We start from the raw sequence: 12861 nt of genomic DNA on the forward strand, positions 1-12861 counted from the left end.
TCTGAAAAATAAAAGTGTTTTTTTAATCAATCAGTTTGGTATCGTCTTTTTGAGCCCGTGCTAAAATGCTTTCAGGAAGTGCTTTTTTAGCTTTGGCTCCCATCTTTTTAAGTTTTTCTACTCTTACAATCAGGTTTCCGCTTCCGTCAACTAATTTGTTCATAGCGCCACTGTATTCTGTTTTTGTCTCGTCAATTTTTTTACCAATTTTAATTAAATCGGCTACAAAACCTTCAAATTTATCATAAAGAGCTCCAGCCTGACGGGCAATTTCAAAAGCATTTTCCTGTTGTTTTTGATTAGTCCACATGCTGTCAATTGTACGCAAAGTGGCTAATAAAGTGGCAGGTGTTACAATAATAATATTTTTTTCGAACGCCTTATTGTACATAGTGGTATCTTCATTTAGTGCAATCGCAAAGGCTGGCTCAATCGGGATGAAAAGCAATACAAAATCCGGGCTTTCTATCTGATATAAATCCTGATAACTTTTATTGCCTAATTGCTCCACATGGCGTCTGATAGAATTTACGTGTTCTTTTAAATAAATGATTTTTAAAGCATCATCTTCTTCATTGATGTATTTTTCATAGGCGGTCAACGAAACTTTAGAATCCACAATCATCTTTTTTCCGTCAGGTAAATTAATCACAACATCCGGAAAAACACGGTTGCCATCCTCAGAAGTGAAACTTTGTTGTACTTCATATTCCCGTCCTTTTTCCAGTCCTGATTTTTCCAGCACCCGTTCTAAAACCAGTTCGCCCCAGTTTCCCTGCATTTTACTGTCGCCTTTTAAAGCTTTGGTTAAATTAAGGGTTTCTTTACTCATTTGAAGATTCATTTCCTGTAATCCCACAATTTGCTGGCGTAAAGCGGCGTGGTAATCAATACTTTCTTTGTGAGTATCTTCAACTTTCTTTTCGAATAACTGAATTTTATCCTGCAAGGGAGACAGGATATTTTTCATGTTTTCTTTATTCTGCTCGGTAAATTTATTCGATTTTTCGTCTAAAATTTTATTAGCTAAGTTTTCAAATTCTTTGGTGAATTTCTCCTGTAGTTTTTCTACTTCGTCTTTTTGTTCTTTATTTCTTTCCCAAAGATTCTCAAAATCCACTTCTTTTTTTGAAAGTTGGATGGCAAGACTGTCTTTTTCGTTTCGAATAGTTTCTTTTTCCTGATTGCTAATCATTAATTGTTTTTCAAACTGCATTTTCTCATTCGAAAATTGTTCTCTCAGTTGATTCATTTGTGAAGTGATGGCAATTAATTTTTCTTCCAAACTTGTTTTTTCGGATAGAAAACGAGCAGAAAACAGGAGTTTTCCAATAAAAATTCCAATGGCAAGTGCAATGATAAACGACAATAAAAACGGAAGCAAATTTGACATATATAAGTTTTACAGGTAAAGTAAGCAAAAATAAAGATTAATGATGATTCTGCCTCTTTTTTTATTCAAATGAAATTACTTTTTTTAATTATTTTAACGCAACCATTTACAGCAATTCTAATCTACTTAATAGTTAACTGAATAGTATAATTATGAGAAAGCTCAGCATTTTGTTTTTATCCATTTTTGTGCTTTTCCTTGTTTTCTTCCTGTGGAAAAAAGAGGAGAAAAACATTCAAAATGCTACAGCGATCTATGGAACCTGGCATTGGAAACAATCCAGAGGAGGAACAAACGGAAAAGAGGTAATAACTCCTGAAGAAACAGGGGTTGATAAGAAATTAGTTTTCAATACTAATAAAAAAGTGACTGTTTTTACTAATGAGGTAGAGACAGGAAATTATACTTATAGAATAACAAAGGGAAACAGTATCTTTGATGATAAACAACATTATTTATTGACTTTTAATGATATGACTTATGTGATTCAGTCGCTTGATAATAAGAATTTGAGTATTCTGGACAATTTTGCAGAGGGGTATGTTTTGACATATACCAAGTGAATTTTTAATTTTGTTTACGTTAAACTGTTTTAAGAGTTATTTTTTTGAAAGAACCATTAGACCATTATATCCGAAAATGTATCGAAAATGATAGAGGAGGGCAACAGCAGATTTATCAGTTGTTTGCTCCTGTATTGTATGGTCTGTGTATGAAATATATGAAGAATGAAGAGGATGCTAAAGATGTTTTTCAGGAAGCATTTGTAATTGCTTTTCAAAAAATAAATCAGTACCGGTTTGAAGGAAGTTTTGAGGGCTGGTTAAAGCGAATTTTTATCAATAAATTAATAGAAACGCTGAATAAGAGAAAACGCGATGTTCTTTTTGTAGATGAAATGTATCAGGAAGATCTCGCCGATGATGAAGAGGATATAGATTCTTTTTCACTCCCTCAGGAAAAATTACTGGAAATTATTCAACAATTACCGGATCAATACCGATTAGTTTTTAATCTGTATTTTTTCGAAAAAATGAAACATAAAGAAATTGCAGTTTTACTGAATATTTCAGAAGGCACGTCTAAATCCAATCTGAATCGGGCAAAAAGTAATTTACAAAAAAAAATAACAGCATTAATGGCTTCGAAGAATAGTTAAAAAAACAGAAGGCAACAAAAAGAAATTATGAAAAAAGATGATATAGAAAAACTGTTTTCTTCTCTGGAAGATTTTTCTAAAAACCCTCCGGATGAGTTGTGGATTGGGATTGAGGAAAAATTACATCCTGAGAAGAAAAAAGCATTGCCTTACTGGTGGGCTATTGCCGCAAGTTTAGTGATTGGCTTAGGGCTTTTGGCTACTTTTAATTTCAATTCCGGTTCTAAAAACAGTTTAATAACTACTCCTGTTGAAAATGGAGTTGTTAATCAATTAAAATCCTTTGATAGTCTGGGAAAAGACAATGTTAGCAATAAAGTAAAAGAAGAAAACACGATTATTAACGGTAAAACTTCAAAATCATTAGTTGAAAATGAAAATGAAAATCCTGCAGCACAATTAAATAAACCGGCTGTTGTCAATAGAACTCAAAATAAAAATCAGCCTTCTCAGCAGAATAAAGCTGTGGTAGTTGCTGACAAGAAAGATAATACAGCTGTTAAAAATTCGAACGAAAATAAAATTCAGATAAAACAAAACGGGATTGCTGAAAAAGGAAATCAAATAGCAGATGTAAATCAAGCGATTACAGAGAAAAAGGATGTTAAGGTAAAAGATGATTTAGCTTCAACAAGTCTGGCAGATAATGCTTTGGCAGCAATTGCAAAAGGGCAGGAAAATCAGCAGAAAAAAGCGGTTGTTGAAGATAAATGGTCGTTACAAGTATTTGCCGGAGTAAATAGTTCTCAGAATTTAAAAAACCAAAAAACATTAGGGAATACGATTGAATCTCAAACAGGACATAGTTACGGGGTGAAAACAAATTACAAACTCAATAGCCGATGGGCGGTGAGTACAGGTTTGAAAATAAGTGAATTAGGTCAACAGGTGGCGAATGTTTCTTATGTTAATCAGTCTAAAAATCTGCTTAATATCTCTAAAGCGCCTTATGCTTCACCACAGGAAAAAGGCACAATTTCGACTAATTCTGATTATTTATTTATTCCGAACAACAATGCTCAAAAAAATTCAGCTTTAGCCAGTACTACGTTTTATCAAAAAGGAGATTTGTCTCAAAAAGTGCAATATATAGAAATGCCAATGGAGATTTCGTATGCTCTTTTAAATAAAGGGAAAGCAAGAATCAACATGAATACCGGAGGATTTGTAGGAAAAATGATTTCGAATAAAGTATTGCTGGACAATAATCTGATAGGAGAAAATCAAGAGGTGAATGATGTGGTTTTTGGAACGGTTTTAAGCAGTACTTTACAATATGAAGTATTCAAAAAAACAAAAGTTTTTGTAGAGCCGGGAATGAATTATTATACACAGCCGGTTCAGAATCAGAATTTCAATCAGTTTCAGCTGATATTTAATTTTGGATTGAATGTCTCTTTTTAAATCTCTTTAAAAAACAGCTGAGACTGAGCTGATTTATGTATTTTTGCGCAAATTTCACTTTAGCTCATGTCACATCAGCATTTTATTCTTCATAAACCTTATGGTTATCTGAGTCAATTTATCTATGAATTGAAACGAAAAAAGAAACTGTTGGGAGAATTGCATGATTTTCCTGAAGGAACTATGGCTATTGGACGTTTAGATGAAGATTCTGAAGGTTTGTTGTTACTCACAACGGATGGAAAAGTAAGCGAGCAAATCCGCTCCCGAAAAGTCGATAAAGAATATTATGTTCAGGTGGATGGAATCATTACCCAAGAAGCTATTGAAGCACTTAAAAAAGGAGTCGAAATAGGTTTTAATGGGACTAAGTATATTACCAAACCCTGTGAAGCCCGATTGATCCGGGAAATTCCTGGTTTTGGAGTGAGAGGAAAAAAAATCCGTGACGAGCGTCATGGACCTACTTCCTGGGCTTCGATAACTGTTAATGAAGGAAAGTTTCGTCAGGTGCGTAAAATGACTGCTGCTGTTGGATTTCCCACGTTACGTTTGGTTCGGGTTCGAATAGGAAATGTGCATTTGAACAATTTACAATCAGGAGAGGTGATTGAAGTGGGGAATTTCAATGGCAATGACAATATCAATGGCAATGGCAATGACAAAGGCAATGACAATGACAATCTCAAAGAAAATAATCAAATAACCGAATAAACAAATAACCAAATCATAATGCTCAACATCGTTTTAGTAGAACCTGAAATACCTAATAATACCGGAAATATTGGTCGTTTGTGTGTAGGAACCGAAAGCCGTTTGCATCTGATTCACCCGTTTGGGTTTGTGATCAACGATAAAAATTTAAAACGTTCGGGTTTGGATTATTGGATACATCTTGACGTTACCGAATATCAAAATGTAGCCCAATGGATGACTCAAATTCCGGATCAATCCCGTGTTTTTATGATGAGTTCTCATGCCGAGAAATCCTATTTGGAAACCGAATTTCAGGATGGCGACTGGTTGGTATTTGGTAAAGAAAGCGTTGGTTTAAGTGCAGAATTTCTAGCTTTATTTGATAAAAAAAATCAATTAAAAATCCCTATGTCTCCTTTAATCAGAAGTTTTAATATTGCTAATTCGGTGGCTTTTGTAGTTGGTGAAGCGAAAAGGCAGATTGCAGCAGGAAAAATTTAGATTTCAGAAAGCAGAATAGAGAAAATAGATTCTAGAATATAGAAAGCAGATTTAAGAAAAATTAAGAAAAAAACTTAATAAACTTAAATCTCTTAATGGTTTATAAAAAATTAGTTTTCAATCTTCTTATATGCCCTTTTCAAGACTATCTATTTAAAAAGCTTTAAATATCCTTATATGACTTATATGGTTCATAAAAAACTAGTTTCACAAAATACATAATTTGCGAATTTGCGGTAAATTAATTTAGCACAGATTATAAAACTTTGTGCCCTTTGTGGTTAAATACTTTTTTTTAGTTAAGAAATCACAAACTTTCCTTTTGTAGCATCAAAAACAATATGTTCGTCTTTGAACAAGGTATTAAAACTTCCTTTAGAAATAAAATTACAAGGTTCGTCCTGAACTACAGTTTCCGGTGTCATGATAATCATTTCGTCACTTAATTGAATGGCCATGTCAATATCGTGAGTAGAAAACAGAATGCATTTTTGGGTTTCCTGAGTGAGTTTTTTCAGGAGTTTGAACAAGGCAACTTTGTGTAATAAATCTAAATGTGTAGTAGGTTCATCTAAAATAATTAAAGGTGTGTCCTGCGCCAAAGCTCTTGCAACCAATACTTTTTGCAATTGTCCATCGCTAATTTCGTAATGCTTTTTAGAAGCTAAGTGTTCAATTTGCGTAAGCGCTAATGCCTGATTCACTTTTTGGGTGTCTTCATCGGTTAAGGTTCCAATCCAGTTCGTGTAAGGCTGTCTGCCCAGCGCGACCAATTCAAAAACCGTCAGATTACTTGGCGGTAATTTCTCAGTTAAAACCAGACTTAAGTTTTTGGCTAATGCCAAAGCATTCATTTGGTGGACGTTTTTTTCGTTTAAAAAAATAGTTCCGGAAATGGTTTTTTGGATTCCGGTAATGGTGCGTAATAAAGTTGATTTCCCCACACCATTGGCGCCAATAAGTGCAATGAGCTTTCCTCTTTCTAAGGTTATATCAATATCAGAAGCTATTATAGTTTGTTCTTTTTTATTAGAATAACCAATGCTAATTTTACTGGTTTGTAATATGGTTTTGGATGTAATCATGTTTATTGAGCCAGTGAAAATTGAGAATCATACAGGTTTTTATAGTAACCGGATTCTTTGTTAATCAGTTCCTGATGTGTGCCTTCCTCAACAATTAATCCTTTGTCCATAACCAAAATTTTATCAGCATTGACAATGGTTGCCAGTCGATGTGCAATGACAATCGACGTTCTTCCTTTAGTAATCGTTTCGGTAGCACGCTGAATCAATTCTTCCGAATACGTGTCGATTGATGAGGTGGCTTCGTCCAAAATCAAAATACTGGGATTGCTTACATAAGCTCTTAAAAAAGCAATCAGTTGGCGTTGTCCGGAAGACAACATTACTCCGCGTTCTTTTACGTCAAAATCATAATTATCAGGTAAGCTCATGATAAAATTATGAACTCCTATTTCTTTTGCGGCAGCATAAACATCTTCTCGTGTAATTTCAGGATTGTTTAGCGTGATATTATTATAAATGGTGTCTGCAAATAAAAATACATCCTGCAATACAATGGCAATTTGTTTTCTAAGAGAACTCAAAGTATAGTTTTCTATGTCTTCGTTATCGATACAAATTGTTCCGCTTTTTATTTCGTAAAAGCGATTCAATAAGTTAATAATAGTCGATTTTCCGGCTCCGGTAGAACCTACAATAGCTATAGTTTCGCCTGAATTCACACTCAGATTAATGCCTTTTATCACTTCTTCATTTTCAATATAACTGAAATAAACATCTTTAAAAGTTATATTACCATCAAAAACCGCTGCTTCAATTTTTCCGGTATCCTGAATCTGATCTTCCGTGTCTATGATTTCAAAAACACGGTTGGCAGCAATCATTCCCAGCTGCATCTCGTTGAATTTATCCGCAATTTGGCGCAAAGGGTTGAACAGCATTCCGATAAACATAGTGTATGAAAACAAATCTCCAAAAGTCGTAAAATTATCACCATTCAGGATTTTAATTCCTCCGTATAATACAATAAAACCCAGTGTTAGTGACGAAATAATATCGGCAATAGGGAAGAAGATGGAGTTATAAAGAATGGTTTTTATCCAGGCATTTTGATGTTTTTCGTTAATACCTTTGAATTTTTCCGATTCAATTTCTTCCCTGTTGAACAATTGTACAATCTTCATTCCGGTAACACGTTCCTGCACAAAGGTGTTCATATTGGCAATTTGTGTTCGTACTTCTTCAAAAGCAACTTGCATTTTACGTTGGAAAATTCGGGTAATAAAAACTAAAATGGGCATAGCTACAATTACAATCCATGTCAATTTCCAGTTCATGTAAAACATAAAGATAAGTACAACAACCATTTTCATCAGGTCACTTATAATCATGAATAATCCCTGGCTGAAGATTCGTGCAATAGACTCAATATCAGAAACCGAACGGGTTACAAGTTGGCCCACAGGAACCAAATCAAAATATTTCATTCGAAAACTTAAAATGTGCTTGAACAGTTTAATCCGGATGTCTTTTACAATATCCTGTCCCAGCCAGTTTGCCCAATACACAAAATAAAATTGCGAAAAAACCTCGAACAAAAGTACAATTCCCATCAAACTGATGTAAAACAAAAGTCCGTTAGCGTCTTCGGTCTGGATGTAACCATCCACCGTTTGCTTCAGTAAATACGGGCGTAAAGCCGCAAAAAGAGATAGAGAAACGGCAAAAATAACGACGCCATTAAAACGCCATTGGTACGGTTTTGTATATTGTAATATTCTTTTGAATAATCGGGTATCGAATGCTTTTGCTTTCATTTTTTTTAAGCTGAATTAATATCAGTTTTCTTTAGGAGCTATTTCCTGCTGTTCATTACAATCTTGTTCGCCGAAACCCGGCTTCACAAGGATTTCCATTGCCATCAGGGCTAGGGAAATGGTATGTTTTCAAAATTAGTCTTTAGTTCTTAGATTTTAGTACTAAGGACTAGTGACTAATTACTAATCATCTATATATGGATATTCAATTTTAGTTAAATACAATCCGTGTGCCGGGACTGAAAATCCGGCTTTTTCTCTGCTTTTACTTTCGATAATGGCATTAAAATCGGTTAATGTTATTTTGTGTAAACCAATATTGACCAAAGTTCCCACAATAGAACGCACCATATTTCTTAAAAACCGATTGGCCGAAATGGTGAAAATTAATTTATTTTCTTCTTTTTTAGCTCCGCTCTGTTCGGCTTTACCTCGAGTCCAATAAGCTTCAAAAATAGTACAATCAAACGTATTTACATCAGTATTTACCTTTGAAAAACTTTGAAAATCAGTGTGATTAAATAATAATTTGGCGGCTTCATTCATCAAATCAATATCTAACTCTTGATGAAAGTACCAACTTTGCTCTTGTGAAAAAACATCTTTATAACTATTGATATGGTATTCATAAGTCCTTTTAGTTGCATCAAAACGAGCGTGTGCTTCGCTGTCAACAGGGAAAATATTATAAATAACAATGTCTTTAGGAAGATAGGAATTGAGCTTGTGAATTAATTTTGGAATATCAAAATCAGCTTCAAAATCAAAATGAGCATACATTTCGCTGGCATGTACTCCGGTGTCAGTACGACCGGCTCCCATTAAATTAATTTCAGAATTTAACAAAACAGAAAACGCTTTGTTCAGGGTTTCCTGTACTGAAGCGGCATTAGGCTGAATTTGCCAACCATGATAAGCGGTTCCGTTGTAGGCTAATTTTATAAAATATCTCAAGTTTTTAATCTCAAAGTTTCAGAGTTTCAAAGGTACAAAAAAGAAGCTATGGTACTGAGATGCCCAGTTGCTAAGTTTTTGTTAAGAGATGCCTGATAACGAATTTTATCAAAGTTTCGAGGTTAAAAAGTTTTCGCCACGAATTACACCAATAAACACAAATTACCTCTCGTTTTAATTACCTGAATCTGCCAAGGCAGATAAAAATCTGTGCCATTCGATTTTAATTTTAATTAGAATTAGTGGCAATTGGTGTACAACTTTTTTAAACAAAGACTCTGTAGTTGAATAACCAATTTTGAAGCTCTGGAAAACTTAGTATCTTAGCATACTAAAATCTCAGGTTATAAAAAAATGAAAAAAATCCTTTTGCTTTCTGATACCCACAGCCATATTGATGATGCTATTTTGAAATATGTAAATCAAGCGGATGAGGTTTGGCATGCCGGAGATATTGGTGATCTGAAAGTAACGGATACTTTGAAAAAAATAAAACCTTTGCGTGCTGTTTACGGTAATATTGATGATGCTCAGGCGCGCTTGGAATTTCCGTTGCACAACAGGTTTATGTGTGAAGAGGTTTCAGTATGGATAACACATATTGGCGGATATCCGGGAAAATACAACCCGAATATAAAAGTTGAAATAGCAACGAATCCTCCTCAATTATTCATCTGCGGACATTCACATATTTTAAAAGTAATGTTTGATAAAAAACATAATCTTTTACATATGAATCCCGGTGCTTGCGGGAAAAGTGGATTCCATCAGGTTCGTACGATGTTGCGCTTTGTGATTGAGGGAGATAAAATTAAAGATTTGGAAATTATTGAACTCGGAAAAAGAGGCTGATTATTTCGCATATTCAATAGGAACAGTAATCTCAATTCGGGTTCCTTCTTTTGGTTTTGAAATGATTTTAAATTTTCCATTCATGGTGTTTATTCTGGCCTTAATCTGGTTAAGTCCAAAACCTTCAATGGTTTGGTATTGATTGATTTCAAAGCCTTTTCCATTATCGCTTACCACAATACGCAATTGCGAATTTATTTCTTTTAAACTTAGTTTTGCCTTATTGGCTTCACTGTGTTTAATAATGTTGTTTAATAATTCACTAATTATAAAATACATTCTCATTTCGTAATCCTCATTGTAGCGGGTTTCATTAGAAACACTACTGGAATATTCAAAATGAATAGTAGAGTTTGAATTCATTTCACATAAATCATTCAGAGCAAAAAATAATCCAAAACGCGCTAATAACGATGGTAAAAGCTGGTGTGATAAGTCGCGTATTTTATAATGTGCCTGAATCAGGATTGCTTTAGTTTTTGTTATTTCTTCGGAGTTATTTTTGTTTTTTGTAGAAAACACACTCAGATGTAAAGCAGCCGATGAAAGTAAAGCACTAATGTTGTCATGCAGGAATGCGGCAATTTTTTTTCGTTCAATTTCTTGTCCGTTTATGGAAGCTGTGATAATATTTTCCTGAATCTTACTTTCAATATTTTTAAGCTTGTTTTTTTGTTTTAATTTGTTGTTTTGAAAATACAAATAAGAGAAAACAATAATCAAAAGCAGTATTGAGATAATAGTGATACTGTACAACTTATTTTTGGATTGTTTTTCCAGTAAAATTTGGTGCTGTGTTTTGTATTCTGTTTTGATGTTGTCAATTTCTCTTCTGTATTCATCAATTTCCAGATTGATACCGGCAACGTTCAGTTTTTTTAATTTGTCTTCGTTGTTAATTTTCGCAGTAAGTTCATTGTAAGCCTTAAGATATTCGTAGGCTTTTTTAAAATGTCCTGTTTTAAATAAAAATTTAGAATATTCCTGATAGGCAAAGGATAAGTCTGATTTTTCATTTCCTTCTTCTCCCAGTTTGATAGCCTGGTCAAAATAAAAAGTAGCTTTTTGGGCGTTGTTTAAATGGGAATAATACATGCCGTTTAACATTTTTAATGCTACTATGGTTGTTTCATCTCCATGTTTTTTATGGTGTTTATTGACATAGTTGAGATAGGGAAATCCTAAACTAAATTTATTGATGTCAAAATAAGCCCAGGTGATATTCAGCTTTGTTAAAATAATTTCGGAAGAGTCAGCAGATTTAATGCTGTATTCAAGCGATTTTTTATAATAGTAAATTCCTTTAGCATATTCTTTTTTGTCAAAACAATAAATGTTGCCTAAGTTGTTGTTTAACCAGTTTTTTAGATGGTTGTTATCTGTTTTATTAGCATGAATAAGTCCTTTTTTATAATAAAACAATGCTTTTTCATATTCTGCTAACTGATCAAAATTAGCTGCAATGGTATTATAAGACAAGGCAATCAGGTTGTCGTCTTTTAATGAAATTGCCAGGCTTAAAGCATTGCGGGAAAGAATTAATGATTTTTCATAATTCTCGGCTCTCATTAATCGGGTTGCTTCCTGAGTTAAAGCAGTGGTTTCAGTATGTAACGAATTTTTAGTTTGGGCATACAACAAGTCAGTAATACTAATAAATAGTGCAAACAACAAATAGTAGAGACGTGTATAGTGCATGCCGGTAAAATTGAAATCTAAGATTTTATTAAATTATTTTTCAGAGCAAATTTGACTAAGCTAATAGTGTTTTTGGCCTGAAGTTTTTTCATGATATTTTTTCGGTGTGTTTCCACAGTGTTGGCACTAATGAATAATTGATCTGAAATTTCTTTTCCGCTAAACTCTAAAGCAATTAATGTAATAATTTCAATTTCTCTTGATGTGAGTTGATAATCAGGGTTGAGTTTGCTTTTATTGAGTTTGGAATTGTTTTTAGTAGCCGAAGAAAAAATGATTTCCCGTACCCGGCTGCAAAAATATTCTTCATTATTACTTACAACTTCAATGGCTTCCACAATGTTTTCTCCGGCACATTGTTTAGTCAGATAGCCACTGGCACCTAATTTCATAACTTCCTGTATTATTTTTATATCATCATAGGTTGACAGTACAATCACTTTACAGGGAAATCCTTTTTTTGAAAATTCTTTTAGCACTTCTATACCGTCTTTTTCAGGCATACTGATGTCTAAAATTAATATATCAGTAGCGTTGTTGCTGACTTCTTCATAAAGAGTCGTTCCTTTTAAAGAATACCCTATTACCTGGAAGTTGGGGATGGCATTTAACAGTGTACGCATGCCCACAATTAATACCTGATGGTCGTCGGCAATATGAATTCGTATAGGGGTTTCCATAAAATGATTTCTAATATTTTCAAATGTATAAAAAAAAGATCACAAAAAAACCCGAATGTAAAATTCGGGTTTCCTTCGCACTAATAAATTAAAATTTATAGGTTTACCTCAATCGATCCACAGATTTTACAAGATCTTCATCCTTTTTGATCGCTTTATTAGCTAAAACTAATGCTACGATAGCAAAAATAGGCAGAAACATCCCAATACCTTTCTCAGAAACCTCAGGGGCTTCTCCAGATAAATTTAATGAATGATATAAAAACAATCCTAATAAAATCAAATTTAATATGATATTCAATCTGCCGATAACAAATTGATTTTGTCTTTTTTTATAGGATAAAATACTTAATACTGAGAGTGTTGTGCTTAATCCGAATAAAATTACATATAACTGGTTTTGCATAAATAAAAATGATTTACCGTCATTAAGTGTCCATAATGGAAAAATAAAAGGCAAAACACCTGTAATTACAAAAGCGATAAGTAAATATATGGTTTGGATTCTTTGTATCATTATCTCAATATTGTTGTACAAAAATATATTTTTCTTTTTATAAAATACTATTGTATGATAAAATTTTATTCGTATTATTGCAATACAATACCGTAAGCACTTCATACTGCGGTGAATTCATAATAAAAAAAACACACCCAATCTTTTTTCAAGATTCCCCATTTA

At 33.4% G+C, this 12861-nt stretch carries 13 protein-coding genes; 6 read left to right on the top strand and 7 right to left on the bottom strand.

Annotated elements, in window-relative coordinates:
* Positions 1-22: 22 nt before the first annotated feature.
* Positions 23-1393: a DNA recombination protein RmuC gene (gene rmuC / locus BUB89_RS14355; protein WP_073246205.1), complete on the bottom strand. Its 1371-nt coding sequence runs from the start codon at positions 1391-1393 to the stop codon at positions 23-25.
* A 152-nt stretch (positions 1394-1545) separates the two neighbouring features.
* Between rmuC and BUB89_RS14360 the strand changes: the two genes are divergently transcribed.
* From BUB89_RS14360 to BUB89_RS14380, 5 genes are all read left to right on the top strand, one after another.
* Positions 1546-1956, top strand: coding sequence for a hypothetical protein (locus BUB89_RS14360; RefSeq protein WP_083552811.1), 411 nt, complete (start codon positions 1546-1548; stop codon positions 1954-1956).
* Positions 1957-2000: 44 nt separating this feature from the next.
* Complete coding sequence (locus BUB89_RS14365; RefSeq protein WP_073246206.1) at positions 2001-2552, top strand: RNA polymerase sigma factor; 552 nt, start codon at positions 2001-2003, stop codon at positions 2550-2552.
* Positions 2553-2579: 27 nt separating this feature from the next.
* Positions 2580-3956 (top strand): hypothetical protein, encoded by a 1377-nt coding sequence (locus BUB89_RS14370; protein ID WP_073246207.1) that lies wholly within the window; start codon positions 2580-2582, stop codon positions 3954-3956.
* Positions 3957-4022: 66 nt separating this feature from the next.
* Entirely contained in the window at positions 4023-4670 is a 648-nt protein-coding gene (locus tag BUB89_RS14375; RefSeq protein ID WP_083552813.1) for a pseudouridine synthase, read from the top strand.
* 18 nt (positions 4671-4688) lie between these two features.
* Positions 4689-5153, top strand: coding sequence for a tRNA (cytidine(34)-2'-O)-methyltransferase (locus BUB89_RS14380; protein ID WP_073246209.1), 465 nt, complete (start codon positions 4689-4691; stop codon positions 5151-5153).
* 299 nt (positions 5154-5452) lie between these two features.
* Here the strand turns inward: BUB89_RS14380 and BUB89_RS14385 are convergent, their stop codons facing one another.
* The 3 genes from BUB89_RS14385 to truA all read right to left on the bottom strand — a co-directional run bounded on the left by BUB89_RS14385 (position 5453) and on the right by truA (position 8949).
* On the bottom strand, positions 5453-6238 hold the full coding sequence (locus tag BUB89_RS14385; protein WP_073246210.1) for an ABC transporter ATP-binding protein: 786 nt from the start codon (positions 6236-6238) through the stop codon (positions 5453-5455).
* Positions 6239-6240: 2 nt separating this feature from the next.
* Positions 6241-7995, bottom strand: a complete 1755-nt coding sequence (locus BUB89_RS14390; protein WP_073246211.1) for an ABC transporter ATP-binding protein — start codon at positions 7993-7995, stop codon at positions 6241-6243.
* A 183-nt stretch (positions 7996-8178) separates the two neighbouring features.
* Positions 8179-8949 (bottom strand): tRNA pseudouridine(38-40) synthase TruA, encoded by a 771-nt coding sequence (truA, locus tag BUB89_RS14395; protein WP_073246213.1) that lies wholly within the window; start codon positions 8947-8949, stop codon positions 8179-8181.
* A 354-nt stretch (positions 8950-9303) separates the two neighbouring features.
* On the opposite strand from truA, the gene BUB89_RS14400 reads away from it, so the two are divergent.
* Positions 9304-9801, top strand: a complete 498-nt coding sequence (locus BUB89_RS14400; RefSeq protein WP_073246215.1) for a metallophosphoesterase family protein — start codon at positions 9304-9306, stop codon at positions 9799-9801.
* Here BUB89_RS14400 and BUB89_RS14405 read toward each other — a convergent pair whose 3' ends face one another.
* The 3 genes from BUB89_RS14405 to BUB89_RS14415 all read right to left on the bottom strand — a co-directional run bounded on the left by BUB89_RS14405 (position 9802) and on the right by BUB89_RS14415 (position 12696).
* Positions 9802-11499, bottom strand: a complete 1698-nt coding sequence (locus BUB89_RS14405; protein ID WP_073246217.1) for a tetratricopeptide repeat-containing sensor histidine kinase — start codon at positions 11497-11499, stop codon at positions 9802-9804.
* A gap of 17 nt (positions 11500-11516) precedes the next feature.
* Entirely contained in the window at positions 11517-12179 is a 663-nt protein-coding gene (locus BUB89_RS14410) for a response regulator (protein WP_073246219.1), read from the bottom strand.
* Between the two features lie 103 nt (positions 12180-12282).
* Positions 12283-12696 carry a DUF4293 domain-containing protein gene (locus BUB89_RS14415; RefSeq protein WP_073246221.1) on the bottom strand — a complete coding sequence of 138 codons (414 nt, stop codon included), beginning with the start codon at positions 12694-12696 and terminating at the stop codon, positions 12283-12285.
* Positions 12697-12861 lie beyond the last annotated feature (165 nt).

Source organism: Flavobacterium flevense (assembly GCF_900142775.1).
Lineage (GTDB): Bacteria > Bacteroidota > Bacteroidia > Flavobacteriales > Flavobacteriaceae > Flavobacterium > Flavobacterium flevense.

Excerpts from the sequence above, each read along its gene's own strand:
- BUB89_RS14385 (WP_073246210.1), bottom strand. The coding sequence starts at position 6,238 with ATGATTACATCCAAAACCATATTACAAACCAGTAAAATTAGCATTGGT.
- BUB89_RS14360 (WP_083552811.1), top strand. The coding sequence starts at position 1,546 with ATGAGAAAGCTCAGCATTTTGTTTTTATCCATTTTTGTGCTTTTCCTT.
- BUB89_RS14390 (WP_073246211.1), bottom strand. The coding sequence starts at position 7,995 with ATGAAAGCAAAAGCATTCGATACCCGATTATTCAAAAGAATATTACAA.
- BUB89_RS14400 (WP_073246215.1), top strand. The coding sequence starts at position 9,304 with ATGAAAAAAATCCTTTTGCTTTCTGATACCCACAGCCATATTGATGAT.
- rmuC (WP_073246205.1), bottom strand. The coding sequence starts at position 1,393 with ATGTCAAATTTGCTTCCGTTTTTATTGTCGTTTATCATTGCACTTGCC.
- BUB89_RS14405 (WP_073246217.1), bottom strand. The coding sequence starts at position 11,499 with ATGCACTATACACGTCTCTACTATTTGTTGTTTGCACTATTTATTAGT.
- BUB89_RS14410 (WP_073246219.1), bottom strand. The coding sequence starts at position 12,179 with ATGGAAACCCCTATACGAATTCATATTGCCGACGACCATCAGGTATTA.
- BUB89_RS14380 (WP_073246209.1), top strand. The coding sequence starts at position 4,689 with ATGCTCAACATCGTTTTAGTAGAACCTGAAATACCTAATAATACCGGA.
- BUB89_RS14415 (WP_073246221.1), bottom strand. The coding sequence starts at position 12,696 with ATGATACAAAGAATCCAAACCATATATTTACTTATCGCTTTTGTAATT.
- BUB89_RS14370 (WP_073246207.1), top strand. The coding sequence starts at position 2,580 with ATGAAAAAAGATGATATAGAAAAACTGTTTTCTTCTCTGGAAGATTTT.
- BUB89_RS14375 (WP_083552813.1), top strand. The coding sequence starts at position 4,023 with ATGTCACATCAGCATTTTATTCTTCATAAACCTTATGGTTATCTGAGT.